This is a genomic window from Paraburkholderia sediminicola (assembly GCF_046027355.1).
GTDB lineage: Bacteria > Pseudomonadota > Gammaproteobacteria > Burkholderiales > Burkholderiaceae > Paraburkholderia > Paraburkholderia sediminicola_B.
On record NZ_JAQQEK010000032.1, the window covers coordinates 71610 to 89694 of the forward strand.

Annotated in this window: 16 protein-coding genes; 7 read left to right on the plus strand and 9 right to left on the minus strand. The window is 64.2% G+C overall.

The features are described from left to right. Positions 1-80: 80 nt before the first annotated feature. The 8 genes from PQR42_RS36485 to PQR42_RS36520 form a co-directional block, all read right to left on the minus strand. Entirely contained in the window at positions 81-1034 is a 954-nt protein-coding gene (locus tag PQR42_RS36485; RefSeq protein ID WP_408390699.1) for a glycosyltransferase family 2 protein, read from the minus strand. Between the two features lie 2 nt (positions 1035-1036). Beyond that, positions 1037-2434: an undecaprenyl-phosphate glucose phosphotransferase gene (locus PQR42_RS36490; protein ID WP_408390701.1), complete on the minus strand. Its 1398-nt coding sequence runs from the start codon at positions 2432-2434 to the stop codon at positions 1037-1039. Between the two features lie 36 nt (positions 2435-2470). Continuing rightward, positions 2471-3205, minus strand: coding sequence for a Crp/Fnr family transcriptional regulator (locus tag PQR42_RS36495; RefSeq protein WP_006048767.1), 735 nt, complete (start codon positions 3203-3205; stop codon positions 2471-2473). Positions 3206-3845: 640 nt separating this feature from the next. Continuing rightward, complete coding sequence (locus tag PQR42_RS36500) at positions 3846-6470, minus strand: glycoside hydrolase family 2 protein (protein ID WP_408390703.1); 2625 nt, start codon at positions 6468-6470, stop codon at positions 3846-3848. A gap of 40 nt (positions 6471-6510) precedes the next feature. Beyond that, positions 6511-7581 (minus strand): DUF1839 family protein, encoded by a 1071-nt coding sequence (locus tag PQR42_RS36505; protein ID WP_408390705.1) that lies wholly within the window; start codon positions 7579-7581, stop codon positions 6511-6513. Further along, positions 7578-8648: an amino acid--[acyl-carrier-protein] ligase gene (locus PQR42_RS36510; protein WP_408390707.1), complete on the minus strand. Its 1071-nt coding sequence runs from the start codon at positions 8646-8648 to the stop codon at positions 7578-7580. The genes PQR42_RS36505 and PQR42_RS36510 overlap by 4 nt, the downstream gene beginning before the upstream one ends. Position 8649: 1 nt before the next feature. After that, positions 8650-9933 (minus strand): acyl-CoA dehydrogenase family protein, encoded by a 1284-nt coding sequence (locus PQR42_RS36515; protein WP_408446515.1) that lies wholly within the window; start codon positions 9931-9933, stop codon positions 8650-8652. Continuing rightward, complete coding sequence (locus PQR42_RS36520) at positions 9930-10181, minus strand: acyl carrier protein (RefSeq protein WP_408215083.1); 252 nt, start codon at positions 10179-10181, stop codon at positions 9930-9932. Before PQR42_RS36520 ends, PQR42_RS36515 begins: the two co-directional genes overlap by 4 nt. A gap of 348 nt (positions 10182-10529) precedes the next feature. On the opposite strand from PQR42_RS36520, the gene PQR42_RS36525 reads away from it, so the two are divergent. From PQR42_RS36525 to lepB, 7 genes are all read left to right on the plus strand, one after another. Next, positions 10530-11063: a GNAT family N-acetyltransferase gene (locus tag PQR42_RS36525; RefSeq protein WP_408215086.1), complete on the plus strand. Its 534-nt coding sequence runs from the start codon at positions 10530-10532 to the stop codon at positions 11061-11063. A 415-nt stretch (positions 11064-11478) separates the two neighbouring features. Then, positions 11479-12312, plus strand: a complete 834-nt coding sequence (locus PQR42_RS36530; RefSeq protein ID WP_408390711.1) for a class I SAM-dependent methyltransferase — start codon at positions 11479-11481, stop codon at positions 12310-12312. Between the two features lie 96 nt (positions 12313-12408). Next, positions 12409-13611 (plus strand): sugar phosphate nucleotidyltransferase, encoded by a 1203-nt coding sequence (locus PQR42_RS36535; protein WP_408390713.1) that lies wholly within the window; start codon positions 12409-12411, stop codon positions 13609-13611. Further along, on the plus strand, positions 13586-14176 hold the full coding sequence (locus PQR42_RS36540; protein WP_408215093.1) for a flavin reductase family protein: 591 nt from the start codon (positions 13586-13588) through the stop codon (positions 14174-14176). The genes PQR42_RS36535 and PQR42_RS36540 overlap by 26 nt, the downstream gene beginning before the upstream one ends. A gap of 334 nt (positions 14177-14510) precedes the next feature. After that, positions 14511-15230 (plus strand): FadR/GntR family transcriptional regulator, encoded by a 720-nt coding sequence (locus tag PQR42_RS36545; RefSeq protein ID WP_132374882.1) that lies wholly within the window; start codon positions 14511-14513, stop codon positions 15228-15230. A 145-nt stretch (positions 15231-15375) separates the two neighbouring features. Next, positions 15376-16374 carry a Gfo/Idh/MocA family protein gene (locus PQR42_RS36550; protein ID WP_408390715.1) on the plus strand — a complete coding sequence of 333 codons (999 nt, stop codon included), beginning with the start codon at positions 15376-15378 and terminating at the stop codon, positions 16372-16374. Between the two features lie 195 nt (positions 16375-16569). Further along, positions 16570-17268 (plus strand): signal peptidase I, encoded by a 699-nt coding sequence (lepB, locus tag PQR42_RS36555; protein ID WP_408390717.1) that lies wholly within the window; start codon positions 16570-16572, stop codon positions 17266-17268. 18 nt (positions 17269-17286) lie between these two features. On the opposite strand, the gene PQR42_RS36560 is transcribed toward lepB, so the two are convergent. Next, the gene (locus tag PQR42_RS36560; RefSeq protein ID WP_408390719.1) at positions 17287-17946 is read right to left on the minus strand and encodes an amino acid ABC transporter permease; all 660 of its coding nucleotides are present in this window, start codon (positions 17944-17946) and stop codon (positions 17287-17289) included. Positions 17947-18085: the final 139 nt, after the last annotated feature.

Sequence of the window (18085 nt, forward strand, 5' to 3'; positions counted from 1 at the left end):
CGCGTTCGAAGCTCGCGCGATATTGCTTTGCGCTTCGACTGCCGCAGCGCGTCGGCGGAATAGGCCGATGCGTCGATCGGTCAGCGCATCGCTTCCTGCCACGCTCCGCGCATTGCGCGCAAACCGACCCGCCATTTGCGAAGCGCAAGTGCGACACCGCCGCGCTCGAATGCCAACGACAAGGCGCGCAGGAACCCCGGGTCCGCGCGATCGCCGATCAGCGTCGAGTAGATGACGAACGCCCATCGGCCAGGCGGCGTCAGGTATTCCCACATGATGAGCCGCAGATTGAATGACGCGTTATAGAACGCCGCGTCGTTGAAATTGAAACGCTGGTCTTCATCGCTGCGCAGGGCGGGGAAGTGCTCCACCAGCAGCGCCGGGTCGTAGATCAGCTTCCAGCCGCGCCGTTGCACATCGAGACTGAAGGCCATCTCGCAGTGAACTTGCTCGCCGGTGCCGCGCAAGCGGCCGTCGAAGCGCAGCGCGCCGATCGCCTCGCGGCGAAACGACATGTTCACGCCCTTGAGCACCTGGACTTCGCGCGCCGTGCCGTGGCCGACATGATGATTGCCGATGGTCCGCCCATACCAGCGCACGATGCCCGCGTGCGGCTTCTGCCCCTGCAGGATGCCGTTGCGTTCATGCACGATGTCGCGTCCGCCGAGGCCGCCGAGGGTCGCATCGCGTTCGAAGGCGCGCGCGATCCGCCCGACCCAGTCGGGATGCGGCGCGGCGTCGTCGTCGGTGAAGCAGAGCACGTCGCCGCTCGCGCTCTCGATGCCGAGGTTGTATGCGGCGACCACGCCCGGCTTGCGCACCAGCACGACCGCGCGGCGCGGATCGGGCCGGTTGGCCTCGCGGGTGCGCAGCCAGTCGAGCGTGGCGTAATCGTCGTGACGTGCGATCACGATCACTTCGTCGGCGCGGCGCTCCTGTGCGTCGAGTGCCGCGAGGCAGCGCGCCAGATCGGCGGTGCGTCGGTAGGTCGGCACGATCACGGAGACTTTTACGAACGGCTTCCGAATTGGCATGATCAGAATGCGTTGCGGCCGACAAAGCCCTTGAAGATCGTGATGAACACGATCTTCATGTCGAACCAGAACGACCAGTTATGAATGTAGAAGAGATCGAACTTGACGCGCGCTTCCATCTTTTCGACCTTGGTGGTGGCGCCGCGATAGCCGTTGACCTGCGCCCAGCCGGTGATGCCCGGCTTGATCCGGTAGCGGTACATGTAGCCGTACACCTGATCCTTGTAGAGATCGTCATGTTCGACCGCATGCGGCCGCGGACCGACCACCGACATCTGGCCGAGCAGCACGTTGAGAAATTGCGGCAGTTCGTCGAGACTGGTGCGGCGCATGAAGCCGCCGAGCTTCGTGACACGGGCGTCGTTGCGCGAGGCCTGGGTGAGCTGGCCCTGCGCTTCGTGATGCACGGCCATCGAGCGGAACTTGTAGATCGCGAACGGCTGGCCGTCCACGCCCTTGCGCGTCTGGCGAAAGAACACCGGACCCGGCGAGCCGAGCTTGATGCCGATCGCGAGCACCACGAACACCGGCGCGAGCGCGAGCAGCGCGGCCGCCGCGAACAGGCGGTCGAAGATCAGCTTGGGCCACATCTGCGGCGACGAGAAGGGCGTCGCGCTGAGATTGAGCGTCGGTAAACCGACGACATCGACCAGTGCGTGATTGAAAAGCGAGAGGCTGCGTACATCGGGAATGAAGCGCAGGTTCACGAAGTCATGTCTGAACATGCGCGTGAACCGGTAGATCGTATGTTCTTCGGAAAGCGGCAGCGCGAGCCACACTTCGTTCACATGTTCCTCACGCACCTTGGCGGCGAATGCGTTCAGATCGGTCAGGACCGGCAGGCGGTTCAGACGCGCGCCGTACGTCTCGGCCGCTTCGATGCTGGTATCGCAGCTTGTATCGAGCACGCAGACCGGTTTGAAGCCGGCTTGCGGCGCATGTTCGAGATGGGCGAGCAGCGTGCGCGCGAAACCCGGTGCGCCGACGATCGCGACGGTGCGGTAATTCATCCCGCGGCTGCGCACGATGCGCAGCGCCACATGCACGAGGCATTTGGTGACGATGATCAGCGCGCCGGAAATCAGCGTCGAGTATCCGAACCACAAGCGCGACACCGCATCCATGCGATGTAACGTGAACGCCAGCACGAGCGCGGTGAACACCACGACCATCCACGCGGCGGCAACCCTCGCCAACATGGAGGGCAGCGCTTTGCCGCGCCAGGTTTCATAGACCCCGAAGCCGGGAAACAGCAACAGGAGGAGCACGGAGTTAAAGGCGATCAGAAGGCGTTCGGTGTCCGAGAGCGCGATCGGCGTCGAGAACCGCATCCAGTGAGCGAGCAGGCCTCCCGCAATCACGAAGAGTACGTCGAGGAATCGCGCAGTATTCCTGAACATATTTGACTCTATTCATTAGTCGGACGAACCCGCGCTTTACTCGACGGTTTCAGCCTGGCGCAGGCGCGGCAGAAGGCGGTCGAATTCGCGCTTGACGAGGCCATAACATTCGCAGGCGCGTGCTTCGAGTCCTTTACGGTCGAGCACCTTGATATGGCCGCGGCTATGATGGATCAAGCCTTCGTCGTGCAACTTGCCGGCCGCTTCGGTAATGCCTTCGCGGCGCACGCCGAGCATGTCGGCGATCAGTTGCTGGGTCACGGTCAGATCATTCGACGCCACGCGGTCCACTTCGATCAGCAGCCACCGGCACAGTTGCTTGTTCAGCGCGTGGTGGCGGTTGCAGGCAGCGGTTTGCGCGACTTGCGTGAGCAGGGCGTGCATGTACAGCAGCATCAGGCGGCGCAGGAAGTCGGAGCGGGCGAACTGCTGCTTGAGCGCCTGTGCGCTCATCCGATAAGCGAAACCGGCGCATTGCACCTGCACGCGGTTCGGCATGGTTTCGCCGCCCGTGAGCACCGGCACGCCGGTCATGCCTTCGCGGCCGACCGCGGCGATTTCGACCGAGCTGCCGTCTTCCATCGTCGAGAGCATCGAGATGATCGCGGTGGTCGGGAAGTAGACGTGATGAATGCGCTGACCGGAGTCGCACAGCAATTGCTCAGTGCGCAGATGAACCAGTTCGAGATGGGGAGCCAGCGCCTGCCATTCATGGGACGGCAATGCGCCGAGCAAATGGTTACCGTGCAAATCGGATTGAAGTGTCAACATGATCGGTCCTCGCGTGAAAGTCGCGCTCTGCGTGACTTTCTGTTTTTGATCCGATGCCTGCATCCCTTTTAACGACGTGCTGCCTGGCGAGCAGCGAAGGATGAACAGGACCGGCCCCGTATTGGCCTGATTGCGCCGCCGCCGTTGTTGTCGATCTCTCTGCGGTGACGCGGTGTTGCGCTCTTCTATTAGCGAGGAGCGTGCCAGCGATAGGTAAAACGAGGGCTGGTGCGGGGTAACGCACCAAGGCTTAGCGCCGCGCGAAGCCAAACGTGACTTTTTGTTTCAAATCTGCACAACGTCCTGGCGACCGGCATGCGCCTGCCAGGCGCTTCCCGTTTCGTTCAAGTCCTTGATGGAATTGGGTTGGCGGGTGCTGGGAGGGGCTTCACGGCACTTGTCTCAGCGTTGAATCCGCCCTTCGATGCACGTTGTCATGCGGCGTCCGGGATGTGCCGGAAATGATTCAGATGTGTTCAACACGCTTGGTTCGGTGCCGTACGGATGATGTTTTTGGCGAGCCAAAAGTCTGAGAAAAGTCTGAGAAAAACCAACAGTGATTCCGCAGACCAGACAGATCGATACGCGCGGCGCGAGTATTTACGCGCCTTGCGAAAGGGTGGTTAGATCAGGGAGACCTTCAGCCGTAGAAGATGGCGGATATCGCATTGACCGCGCGAACTTCGCCCGCGGGCGCCGCGTATGTTGCATCAGCTTTAAACACGGCATTCGATGCGTGAGCAACGAATCTTTCCTGCGGCGCGAGTGGGATGAGCGGCACGACGCAAGGCCGGTTCGGCGGCAGATGAAACCAGTCGCGCGCGGCCCTATAGTGTGTGTCAACGATATGAACGAAGCGCGCAAAACGCTTCGCTTCGATCACGAGCTGCCAGCCGTCGCCGTCGCGCTCGGCCGTGACAGTCAAACCGAGATCGTGGCGTTCGCCCACGCGCCGCTCCGGCAGATGAAACGCTTCCGCAACGATCCGGCCGCTCGCCTGGTCGCGCAGCGTGGCGATCGTCACATCGTGCGCGCGCGGGCCGAAGCGGTACGCGTGGGTGAAATCGAAGAACTGGCCGAGGCACGCAGCCGCGCTGAGACGCTGCGCGCTGTGCGGCGGCAGTTCCACTGCGCAGCTTGCGGAGGCGACCTTGACGCTACCGTCACGCAGGCAAACCAGTTCCAGTTGCGCGTGCAATGGCTGCGCACGTTCGTTCAGCAGATGAATATCGAGACCGTTGAGGCCCTCGTCGGTCATGACCAGCTGAATGGGTTGCAGTGCTTGCGCGAGCCCGTGCAGGGCGCTTTTAGGCCGTCCTGTGGCGTCGATCAGGCCCCAGCCGGCGCCGGGGCGCAAATCCTGAAGCTGCCAGACCAGCGCGCCGCCGCAGGTGGAACCGGCGCGGCGCCATTCGGCGAACACGTCGCCCATCAGTTCGGCGACCACCGCGCGCGACAGGTCCAGATAACGCTCGGGGTCTTCGTAGCGCAAGCGCGCCGGTTCGACACCGTATAACGTCTGCAGATAGTGGTCGCGCACGTCGTCGAAATCCCAACCGGCGCCGGGATCGCGCGGCACCGCGGCTTTCCAGCGCGGATCGTGCAGATGAATCGTGCCGAGCGCTTCGTGCAGGGTGGCGTCGTCGGGCATGTTGGCGAAGGCGAGGCATTCGGCGGCGAAGCGCACCTGCGAGCGGCGCACGTCGTCGAGCGGACGCTGATAGGCGCCCACGCCGTAGTAGTGAGTGATGCCCTCATTAGTTGAAAATGGCCACGCGCCGCCCGAGGGCGAGTTGCTGACGTACGGCACGTCGCACCGTTCACGCGCGACGACGGCGGGCAACTGCTCGGTAAAGAGTGGTTGCGCGCGCATTGAAGGCGGCAGGCCGAACATGGCCGCCTGCTGGTCGACCTCGCTGCCGCCGCACAGCACCGCGAGCGAAGCGAAGCGTCGTGTGCGCGTCAGAAACTGCGTGGCTTCGCGCTCGATCGAAGCGCTGAATGCGGCATCGTTCGGATAGTCGAAATTCGCCAACGCGAAGTCTTGCCAGATCAGCATGCCGTATTCGTCGGCGAGCGCATAAAACGCGTCGGACTCGTACACCATTGTGCCGCCCACGCGCAGCATGTTCATGCCCGCATCGCGGGCCAGCGTGAACGCGTGGCGCAATTGCGCATCGCTGCCGCCGAGCGTGACGAGGTCCGCGCTGGTCCAGCACGCGCCGCGGCAGAACACCGGCACGCCATTTACGCGCAGCGCGAAGCCCATGCCGTCCGCGCCGTGGTCCACTTCGATACTGCGGAAACCGACCGAACCCAACGAGTGCGATGTGGCATGCCCGTCATTAAGCTGCAGCGCCAATGGATATAAAGTGGGCTCGCCGTGGGTGTGTGGCCACCAGCGCTCGGCACCCGGCACGCGTACGCGGCCGGTCAGTGTATATGCATCGCTCCATTGCAAAGACGAAACAGCATCTCGGCATTTAAGCGAGGCGCGGCACGTCGCGTCATCGTGCGGATGAACGAAACGTAGCGTGAGCGAAACAAGGCCGTCGTCGTGATCGAGCCGGCTCGACACGTCGACCGCGTCGAATGCATGGGGCTCGTCGCTCAGCAGTTCGACTGGACGCCACGGACCGACCGCTTGCACGGAAGGACACCAGCCAGGCATATGGCCGAGCAGGGTGGTGCGCACATTGCGCAACGTGGGCGGCGACACGAGCCGTGGACGCCAGCGCGCGCGCGAACGTTTCGCCGTCAACGCCTGGGTGAGAGAGCGGAAGCACAGCGCGAGCGTCGCGCTGCCGTTCAGTTCGATGTCGAGATCGTGCGCGATGAACATCGAATCGGAGTCGAGCTGCTTGACGCCGTCGAGCCAGACTTCGGCGATGGTGGCGAGGCCATGCAGACGCAAGCGGCGTTTGCCGGTGCCGTCGAGCGCGAGGCGATACCAGTGGTCGTCGAAGGCGAGCGGCGGTGGATGCGCCGTGTCCAGCAGACCCGCGGCACGGCGCGCGCTCGCGACGGTGCCGGGCACTTGCGCGGCGAGCCAGCCGTGCGCGGGTAAATCGGCGGGCGACGCGCACGTGCCCGCCGGCGTGCTGACACATTGCCAGCCGATGTCGAGGCGCCGCGGCCAGAGCGTCCGCGATGCTTGTGCCGATGTGACATCGACATCGGCTTGCGCGGCTTCGTGAGGAGCGGTCGCGAGCACGCCGCTCGCGCCGCCTTCATCAGGCACCAGGTCTATCGTCAGTGCATCCACGGCAAGTTCCCGAGAAGTCCGCGAAGCCGTGCACGGCGCGTCAAAGCACCAGCGCGGCGAGCGGTGGAAGCGTCTTTTCGTAAGCGCTTTCGATCACGTCGAAGCAGTCTTCGCACAGATCGCGGCGCCCGCGTGCAATCGCTCGCACGAGCCGGAACTGCATCACCATCGACTCCGACGCGATGCTTTGCGCCGCTGCCGGAATCGCTGCCGGCACCTCGAAGCCTTGTGCGGAGAGCCACAACAGATACTTCGAAAGAAACTCGAAGTTCGCGCCGAGCTGCCGCATCAGGTTGAACGAGTACGGGTGGAAGAACTTTTCGCCACGTTCGAGCAGCGTCTCGAGATGCGCGGGAAACGCGGCACGCCATTGCGAAATCGGATTGGTGAGCGGCCGGCGCCCGAGATGCGCGCACAGCAGTTCCGCCGACGCTTCCGCGAGCGCGGTGCCTTCGAGCGCGGGCCGCGCCTGCTTGGCGAATTCGACGTACGGAAACAGCAGGTCGGGCTGCTGCTGGAACTGCGGCAGCCTGCGGAACACGCCGTCGTAGTCCTCGCCGTCGAGCAGGTGGTAGCCGGTGTTGTGGAAATAGCCGAGACGGCGCGCGTCCGGATCGATGAAGTCGATGCCCACCGTGGTTTTCGGATGCTCACGGCGGTACGACGTGGCGCGCGTGTTCGGCAGGTAATAGCCGTCCACTTCCACCAGCACGGTATGGCCGCGCAAGGTCTGCGCGAGCACGCGCGCTTCGAGCGAATCGTAGATGGCCAGTTCCTGCACCTGGGTGCCGTAGAGCCGGTCGAGGTCTTCGAGCGGAAACTTGAAGAACGTGAACTGGTCGCCTTCGAAATCCTGCGTGACGGTAAAGCCGAGCGCGGCGCGCGGGTCGAGCCCGAAGCCGTGCAGCAGTTCGATCCACAGATCGACGTAGCAGTTGGTCTCCTGCCACACGCGCTCGCCCTGATGCAGCGTATGCGGCGCATGCTCGCGCAAACGCGCGGCCGGCGCGGGCGCGGCAACGGCGCCGCCCGCAGCGGGCAGATCGACGCGCCGGGTCAGCGGAAAAGCGCCGTGCGCGCCGTTCGGTACGGGTGTCAGTGACGGATTCATACGCACTCTCCGGTGCCTTGCTCCGCTTCGTCGGACGCTGGTTGCATGGTGGCGAGCCCATGCGCCACGCGCGCTTCGGTATCGCCCCACAGCATCGCGCGCACATCGTCCGGCCACGCGTTCACATCGAGCCCATGATGACGAAATAGCGCGAGTGTGATCCGTTCCATGCCAAAACCGACACAACCCGTATGCGCGACCGCGCCGTCCTCGCACGCGATCTTCCAGATCGCGCCGAAGTGATCCATGTGATAGTTGAACGACAGGCAAGCCGTCTTGCCGCGCGGATCGGCCACCGGAATCAGCAGTTCGAACTTGAGCGCCTGGGCACGCTGGCTATCGGCGACGATCTTGCCGCCGCGGCCGAAGAACGGATCGTTGGCGAGATCCACTTCGACCGGCAATTGCAGCAGCCTCACCAGCAGCGAGCCGCGGTCGATCCACATCTGCCGGAACGCCATCACCTGTTCGGCGCTGCCGAGGCGCACGTATTCGCGCTGGCGGAACATCTGCATGCGACCGGGATCGAGCGACGGTTCATGACGGAAGCAATACGACAGCACGTCGATCGTGCGGCCGTTAGCGGGCAATGGACCGCGCCGCGCCATCACCGGGTAGATCGGATAGCAGGCGGCCGGCGTGAGCACTATACGGGTCGGCTTCTGCTGCGCCATCCAGTCGTCGCTGCGATCGTCGTCGCGTTCGGTCATGGCGTCGTCGAGTGCGTGCAACAGGCGCCGGTGGCCCATGTCGTTGCCGCAGAACGAGTGGATTGTACCGGCCAGATTCGGGAAGCTCTTCAGATACTCGCTGTCTTCGAAGTCGGTGCGGCGCATGGCGGGCGGAAAGCGCAGCACTTCCGGCCGCTGGTCCTCGCCCAGATGCGTAATCGCCACGTTCAGGCGGTCCACCACGTCTTCGAAAACCTGGCTGCGGCCGTACAGGCCGTTTTCGCCGGTGTCGATCAGCAGGCCCGCGGCCAGCAGTTCATCGCGAAAGCTCGGCGCTTCGGCGGCTTGAGCTGCTTGAGCGGCGGCAAGAGCGGCGGTATCGGTCATCGTGTTCATATCAGGCTCTCCCCGGGGCGGCAGGACGTTGCGCAAGCAACAGGCTCGCGGTGTTCTGCGCAATACGGTCGTTATTGATCATCAGCGGCGCGGAGTGCAGGTCGCGCAAATGGCGCCCGACGCTGTACGGTGTGCCGTTCTTGTAGCCCGCCATGCCGCAGATCATCAGCACTTCGTGCACGACCTGCAGCGCGGTGGTGGAGATGCTCGTCTTCAGCGTGTTCATGTCGGAGGCGAAGCCGAGCATGGCCGCGAGTGGCGCATCGGCTTGCGAGCCGCCGTGGCGCGCCTGGTGAGCGGCGCGTGCCGCTTCCAGCGCGACCGCGAGACGCGCCTGCATCATCTGCAGCAGACCGACCGCTTCAGCGAGGCGCAAACCGGCCGGCGGAACCGAACCGGGTTTCGCACGCGCTTGCGCGCGAAAGAACGCTTTCGCGCGATTCACGGCGTCGCTGGCCACGCCCGTCCAAACCGAAGCCCACAGCGTGTGCGAGACCGGCAGCATGGTTTGATCGGCGATCTCGGCGAACGGAGTCGGCAGAATCTGTTCGGCCAGACCCGTGGCGACGAGCCGGAAGCCCTCGCTGCAGGTGCCGCGCATGCCCATCGAATCCCAGCCGCCGCGCTTTTCCAGTTGCGTGTCGGCACGCAGCGCGACGATCAGCACCTGGTCGGCGGCCGCCGACTCGGCGGTGCGGCGCGCGGTGACGAGAATGCCGTCGGCGTGTGCGCCGTACGAAATCGTCGGTGCGAGCTTTTCGATGCGAAAGCGCGCAGCGTCGAGTTCGACCGAGCAGGCGCTGGTGCGCATATTGCCGCCGATGGTTTCCTCGGAAGTGGCCGACGCCAGCAGCCATTGATGCTCGACCAGTTGCGTGAGCAACTGCCGATGCCATGCAGCGTCGCTGCCATGCGCCTCGATGCACGCCACCTGGATCTGATGCATCGCATACACCATCGCGGTGGAGGCGCAGCCTTGCGCGAGCGTTTCACAGATCGCGCCGACGTCCGCGAGCGACAGGCCCGCGCCGCCGAACGCGGCCGGCACCATCGCCGAGAGCAGGCGCTCGTGCTTGAGCGCGTCGAACGCTTCGCTCGGGAAGCGCGCCTCGCGATCCACCGAGTCTGCGTACTGCGCGGCCACCGCCGCACAGCGTTGCGCAGCCGCGCGCCAGCCGGGTTCGGTTTCGACGGCAGTCAGCACGACCGACGCGTCAGCGCCTTCAGCCGCATCGTGTACGTGCGTCGCGGCGGCCGCCGCCGCGTCCAGCAGCGGGGCGTTCATGCTGCCGCCTTCGCCTGTTGCAGCTCGGTAATTGCGGCGGACATCGAATCGATGCTGGAGAAGAGGCGCCGCGTCAACAGACGGTCCGGAATTTCAATGCCGAATTCATCTTCGATTGCCAGCATCAGGTGCACGGTCGCGAGCGAGGAGAGGCCCGCGGCGTACAGGTCGGCGTCATCGGCCAGGGTGTCCGCCGGGACATCCAGGCGAGCCGATTCGGAAAGGATGCGTCGCAATGCGTTTTTCATGGTGTGGTCCCCTGTTGTTTAACGGTCTTGAATGTCGCGGACATCGATCCAGCGCACGTGATCGTTATTCGTGTTCATTGCCGCGGCGCACGCCGGCGGAGTCCATATGCCGGGTGCGGCGCGCTCACATTGACTGCGTGCGCATTCAGGCGGCTTTCTGCATGCCGTGCCCCGATGCCCTCGTATTTAAGAATTGTCAAAGCCCAGCGTCAGTGCGATGGCGCACGGAAACACGTGTTTTGCGCACGTACCGTGTAGCCATCAGAACGGGCCAGCCCATGCAGCCAGGCCGTCAAAGTCGGCGCGCGATGCCGGCGTCGTTGAACTTATTGACTGCTGGGGAACGTGATGAACTGGAAGACGCTGGAATTCGATCAGCTTTCGGCTCGCGAGTTGTATCTGATCTTGCGGGCGCGCAGCGCGGTGTTCGTGGTCGAGCAATCGCATGTTTGTCTCGACGCCGATGGCCGTGACGAAAACGCGTTGCATGTGTTCGCCGTGGAGGACATGGCGCGGTCGATGCCGATTCTTGCCTACGCGCGCCTGCAACCCGGCGATGCGGAAGATCCGGAGATCACCATCGACAAGGTGCTGACGAGCCCGCTGCGACGCGGCGACGGCACCGCCGAACTATTGCTCGAACGCGTGCTGCAGGCGATTGTCGACCGTTGGCCGGGCCATGCCGCGCGTGTCAGCGCGCCGCTCGGTTTGCGCGGCTTCTACGAACAATTCGGCTTTCGCAAGACGGAAGGGCCCTATCTCGAACACGGCGTGCCCTTCATCGGCCTCACGCGCCAGGTGCGCGGCAGTCAGCCGCTTTTCGGCGGGCGGCGCCGTGAGCGCGACAGCGCGGTGCTCGTGAACACATTTGAGTTGCTGTGATGGGGCGGACGCTCGTCACGCCTGCCAGCGCACAGGTTGCACTTCCGAAGCTGACGCCACGCGAGAGCGAGTGCCCGCGGCCGAGCAGGCCGCGCGCGTCGCATGGCAACGGATTACGCTGTCTGTTTCCAATGACGCGTGCGACTTGCATTCGCCTTTGAATCGGACTCCGAGCCAATGTGGCGGGACGTACATATCAATCATGCAACGTTTGTTGTAATGGCTTGAAAACGGGGACCTGGTGAGGAGCGTAGCGTGAGGCCAGTAGTGTCGATGGCCGGTTTGGCTGGTGGCATCCGGCGAGCCCAAACCACGCAATGGCTTGTAAAGCGAGCGCGCGGGTTCCGTCTATTCGGGGAAGCGTTATGCATGCGCAAGGATTGTCCAGCGCACAGACGCTTACGGGGAGCGCGTAGTGAACAGTCAATCCGAGTTGGACCGCATCAACCGAGTTGCATGGAATTCGTCGGACGCCGAACGCGTCATGACGTTCGAGAAGACCTACTCCGATCCCGGTGAGCAGGCTGCTTTCGATTGGCTCGCACGGCGTTGCGCGGGTCAACCCCTACTCGATATCGGTATCGGCGCCGGCCGCACGATTCCGCTGATGACGGCAATCTCCGACGACTACACCGGCGTCGACTACACACAGAAGCTGCTCGATCTCGCGAAGGCGCGCTATCCCGAGTGCGACCTTCGGCATATGGACGCGCGCGACATGTCCGCGCTGCCATCGGACCATTACGGGCTCGCGCAATTCAGCTGGAACGGCATCGACTGTGTCGACTACGACGATCGCGTGAGGATTCTCGAAGAGATGTATCGCGTGGTGCGGCCCGGCGGTTATGTGCTGTTTTCGTCGCACAACCGCGGCGGCCCCGGCTACGGCGAAAACATCTGGCAACTGCTGCCGAAGTTCACGTTCAATCCGCTCAGACTCGGTTGGCGCACGCTGCGCTCGGCGTGGCGTTTCCAACTCGGCGCGGTGAACTACGTGCGCAACGCGAAGCTGAATCACGACTACGGCGGCTATGCGGTCAACACCGCGGCGGCTCATAACTTCGGCATTGTGATCGTCTACACGACGCTGCGCGAGCAGCGCCGGCAACTGGCGCAGGTCGGCTTGCAATGCGACGCGGTGTTCGACAGTTCCGTGGGCAATCTCATTACCGACGATGTGGAAGCGAGCGACGCGTGGTGGTTTCACTTCATCGCGCACAAACCGCTCGCCGCTTGCCGCTTCGATTGACGGCGGCCGTTGAACGAAGGCATGGCTTTACACGTAGCACGCAGGACAACATAGAAAAAATCACCGGACCAGTTTGACCGGATAGGGGACTCGCAGATGAATCGCATCGTAGAACCAGGCATTCCGCTTGCGTCGACCAGGGACGTCAGCGAAACGGCCGCGCGTTTTTCCGTGCAGCCGGTGATTTTCGCGGGCGGCTCGGGCACCCGATCGTGGCCGTTGTCGCGCGAGCGCAATCCGAAGCAGTTGACCGGCCCGATGAGTGACGAGTCGCTGCTTGAAACCACGCTGAGCCGCCTCGACGCGTCATTCGCCGCGGCGCAACGCGCTACGCCGGCATCCGGCACGCGTTCCATGACAGCGCCGCTGGTGGTCTGCTGCGAGGATCCGCACCTGCGAACGCTCGAACGCCTGCAGCGGCTCGAACGATCGGGCCGGCCGGTGCGCATGGTGCTCGAGCCGATGTCGCGCAATACCGCGCCCGCGTTGACCGTCGCCGCGCTCGCCGCGCGCGCGGCGGCGGTGGAGGGCGACGATCCGCTCATCGTGGCGTTGCCAGCGGACCATCTGATTGCCGATCACATCGCGTTCGGCGCGGCGCTCGCCGAGGCGCTCGAACACGCGGCACGCGGCGCGATCGTCACGCTCGGCGTGCCGCCGAAGCGCGCGGATACCGGCTACGGCTATATCCGCACGGGAGCAGCGCTCGGCACGCGGGGGGCGCGCGTCATCGAACGGTTCGTCGAGAAGCCCGATCCGGAACTCGCCGAGCGCTATGTCGCTTGCGGCAATTACTGGTGGAACAGCGGCATGTTCGTGGTGCGAGCGTCGGTGTGGCTCGCGGCCATCGAGCTCTGCCAGCCGGTGATCGCGGAGGCCTGCGCGGCCGCGTTCGAGCGTGCCACAGTCGACGGCGGCGGCGCGCTGCATCTCGCGCGCGATGCGTTCGCCTTGTGCCCGTCCGATTCGATCGACTACGCGGTGATGGAGCGCATCGCCACCGACGCGCGGCTGGTCGGCGTCGCGGTGCCGTTCGTACCGGGCTGGTCGGACGTGGGCGCCAGAGATTCGGTGGCACGCGTCACGCGCGGCGAGGAATGCTTCATGCTCACGGAGAACCAGTCGACGTACATTCCGCTCGGCGTCACGCACCGGTGTGAGAATCCGGGCAAGACGCCGCTTGAAATGATCGAGGTGCAATCAGGCGGCTATGTCGGCGAAGACGACATCGTGCGCTTCGACGACCAGTACGGTCGCGTTCAGGAGACCGGCCATGCAGGCAAGGGTACTTCACGCTGAGGCGCCGCGCGCCTCGCAGGCGGCTTTCGACGAGCGGCGCTTTCGCCACGCGTTGGGACGCTTCGCGACCGGCGTCGTGGTGATCTCGACCGGCAGCGGCGACAGTTTGCACGCGATGACCGCCAACGCCTTCATGTCGGGTTCGCTCAAGCCGCCGCTGATCGTCGTCTCGGTCGGGCACCGGGCGCGCATGCACGAGCGTCTGATGGACAGCGCGCTGTTCGGTGTGAGCGTGTTGTCCGAGGCGCAGGAACCGCATAGCCGCCACTTCGCCGGCGAGCCGCAGAGCTTGCTTGCGCCGCGTTTCGCGGCGGTCGAAGGGTTGCCGGACGTGGTGCTGCTCGAGCACGCGGCGGCGCGATTCGCGGCGCGCATGGTGGACCGGCATCCTTGCGGCGACCATACGCTGTTCGTCGGCGAGGTGCTGGTGTTCTCGCTCGATGAACACGCGCCGCTGATTTTTTTCGGCGGGCGTTATGGGTCGGTGACGGCGCCGGGTTCCATTCAGAGTTCGACGGCGGCTTCGACGCAGGACTCGCCACCGCTTGCCGCGAGCACCCGCTGATGCGCACGTCATTCGTCGTTTCCCGCCAGTTCCTATCCGCCGAGGCAGGGTGGATCAGACAATTCGTCTCACAACGTGCGTCTTCGCACTATGCAAATTTTGCAATGCAGGCACGCTTGAGACGCAAGCTTATGGCCCGTCAAAATATGCGGCGTTACAAGGAAGAAACAATTCTTCAGAGGGATAACCCTGTCAGGAAGTCTCCCAACTGGCGCAACCGTTTTGAAGCTAGCAACGTATCGTAGAAGAACTAAGTGACATCAATAAAACGACGTAAAAGGGCCGCTTGATCAACAGGCTACGCGGGGGCAAACACCGCTTCGGGGAGAGTGTCATGGAACAGGCAAACAAAGATCGATCGCTCGTGAGCAAAGTCATGGATGGACTGGTCACGGGCATCGTCGAAGAGAAATACGGCGCCATACTGCCACCGCAGGATGTGCTGTCGAAAGAGTTCGACGTCAGCCGCACCGTCATGCGCGAGGCGCTGTCGATGCTGCTCGCGCGCGACATGCTGGACGTGCGGCCGAAAATCGGCACGCGCATCCGGTCGATGAGCGATTGGCGCATGATCGACGAAGACGTCGTGAACTGGCGTTTTCGCGCGAAACCCGATCCGCTGTTTCTGCGCGACGTGATCGAGTTTCGCATCCTGATCGAACCGCGCGCCTCGGCGCAGGCGGCCGCGCGCGGCAGCGCGGCGGATATTGCCGCGATTCGCGAGGCGTTCGAGGCGTTTCGCACGATCCGGCCGGGCGAGCCGGGCTATCAGGAAGCGGACGAACTGTTCCACACCCGCATCGTGGTGGCGAGCGGCAATCAGTTCTTCAAGCAGATGGCGGCGATCATTCGCGGCGCGCTGTCGACCGTCAATCCCATCGTGACCGACAGGGACGGACTGTGGGAAACCGCGGTGAATTCCCATCAACGCGTGGTCGAAGCGATCGAACGGCGCGATCCGAAGGAAGCGGAAATCGCTTCGCTCGCCATGATCGACTACACCGCGGAAGAAGTCAGCGGCCACTTTTCAGCGGAACCGCCGGCACTCGGCTGAGCGTCGCCGCCGCGGCGGCACGCTGGGTCTTTGGTATTTTCCTTGTGAGACTGTGTGGCAGAGGGCGCGAGTGCACGTCCACGCGAGAGCGTGCGGCATGCGCGACAATAGCGCCTGTTCTGAACTGCATGGACTTGAAGGAACGATGACAATCGCAACGCAGGAAATCCCCTCGGACGGCACGATCCGTTGGGGAATCGTCGGGACGGGCCGGATTGCCCGTCGCTTTGCTCAAGGTCTCGCTCATGTGCCGCAGGCGCAACTGACCGCGCTGTGGTCACGCCGCGCGGAGCCGGCCATGGCTTTCGCCGGGGAATTCGGCGGCGAGGCGTGCGCGAGTTTCGACGCGCTGCTCGCCAGCGGGATCGACGCGCTCTATATCGCCACCGTCCAGGACAGTCACGCCGACTACGCGATCGCCGCGCTGCAAGCCGGTCTGCACGTGCTGTGCGAAAAACCCGCCACCATCAGCCAGCCGCAGCTCGAGCGCGTGCTCGATGCCGCGCGCGCCGCGCAACGGCTGTTCATGGAAGCCATGAAGCCGCCCTTTTATCCGCTCTACAGAAAGTTGCGCGCGCATCTAGACGCCGATCCGATCGGCGCGGTCGGCCTGGTGCGGGCCGGCTGCTCGGTGCCGGGCGTGCCGGACGATCACCCGTCGCTGTCGTTCGAGCATGCGGGCGGCGCGCTGCTCGACATCGGCATCTACGAGATGTTTCTCGCTGTCGACTGGCTGGGCGCGCCGCGTGAGGTGCAGACGCTCGGGCGGCTCGGGGCGACCGGCGTCGATACCTTCGCGAGCCTGAACAGTCAGCACGAGGGCGGCATCGCGCAGTTGTTTTGCGGGCTCGATCTGCACGGCAAGGGTGATGCGCTGCTGATGGCCAAAGGGGGCCACGTCACGATTCACGAGCCGTGGTGGAATCCGTCGCGCGCGACGATCCGTTATGCCGATGGACGCGTGGTCGAACTCGACGAGCCGTTCGAAGGCGGCGGCCTGAACTACGAGACCGCGCACTTCTGCGAGTTGATCCGCACGGGGCAGGTCGAAAGCCCAGTGATGCCGCACAGCAAGTCGTTGCAGATGATCGCGATGGCTGACGCTGCACGCGCGGCGCTCGGGTTGAAGTTCGCGGGCGAATGAGGGCGCGTTGAGCGTGCGTCGAGGCGCGCGAGCCAGTACTGCCGCCGTGCAATCCTGCTGTCCCGGTACCCCGATCCGCCGCCGCTGTTGCCGCGTTGCTTCCAGCAGCGGTGGTAGGATTTGCGCGGGCATGCGGAAAGAAAAACGCTCCACGTGCCCGCTGCTTTCGAATTCCTTCCAATGGAGCCGCCTGCCATGCGCATGCTCGGAAAACTGTGGCGCGACAACAAGAGCCTCGTCGCGTTTCTCTTCTTGATGGTGCTGTTTCGCAGCGCCGTGGCCGACTGGAACGTCGTGCCGAGCGGCTCGATGCTGCCGACTATCCGCGAGGGCGACCGGATCTTCGTCGACAAGATGGCCTACGATCTGCGCGTGCCACTCACGCACATCGCGATTGCGCATTTGCACGATCCGCAGCGCGGCGATATCGTGACGATCGATTCCTCGGCGGCGCATGAGTTGATCGTGAAGCGTCTGATCGGCTTGCCCGGCGACAGCGTGGCGATGCGCGAGAACGTGTTGTACGTGAACGGTGTGCGCGCCGATTACCAGCCGCTGAAGCTCAAGCCGCTGCCCGGCGACGCCGCGTCGCCCGGCGATTATCTGACCGAGCGCTTCGACGGCGTCGCGCATACCGTGCGGCTCGCGCCGCAAGCGCCGAGTCCGCGCGACTCGTTCGGGCCGGTGGTCGTGCCGCCCGGCGAGTATCTGATGCTCGGCGACAATCGCGACGACAGCGCCGATTCGCGTTACTTCGGCTTCTTTCCGCGCAAGGAATTGATGGGCCGCACGCGTCACGTCGCGTTTTCGCTCGACCCGGATCATTACTACGCACCGCGCTTCGAGCGCTTCGGCGCGCCGCTGGATGCGGCGTCGCCGGTCGCCAGCCGTTAAGTCAGATGCGCTGGGTGCTCAGTGGCGCGACGGCAGCGCAAGGCGCCGTTCGTACCAGCGTTGCACGCTTTCGAGCACCTGGCACAGCACCCAGTAGACCGCGGCCGCGGCGAGATACAGCGGCAGCGGCTGATAGGTCGAAGCGATGATTTCCTGCGCGCTGCGCAGCAGTTCGGTCACGGTGATCACCGACACCAGCGAGGTGTCCTTGATCAGGCTGATCAGGCTGTTCGACAGACTCGGCACGGCAATGTGCAAGGCCTGCGGCGCGATCACGTAGCGCAGCGTCTGGCGGCGCGAGAGTCCGAGACTATAGGCGGCGAGCCACTGGCCCTTGTGGATTCCCAGGATCGCACCGCGCATGCTCTCCGACAGGTAGGCCGCCACATTCGCCGACAAGGCGATCACGCCGGCCGGCGTCGGGTCGAGCGAAATGCCGAAACTCGGCAAGCCGTAATAGATCACGAAAATCTGCACCAGCAGCGGCGTGCCGCGCATCACGCTCACATAAATGCGCGCGATCCAGTTCAACACGCGGTTGTGGCTGACGCCCATCAACGCGAGCACGGCGCCGGCAATCAGGCCGAAGATCATCGACAGAACCGCGAACTTGACCGTCAGGACGGCGCCCTGCGCGAGCACAGGAAGCGATTGGACGAGCAGGGAAGTGGTGGACATGAGCTGGGCGGTGGTCGGGTTGGCGCGCAAAAGCGCACATCATAAACGTTGCTGTAAAAGCGCGAAGGGGGGGGGGGGGGCCCGGGGGGGGGGGGGGGGGGGGGGGGGGGGGTTTTTTTTTTTTTTTTTTTAAAAAATA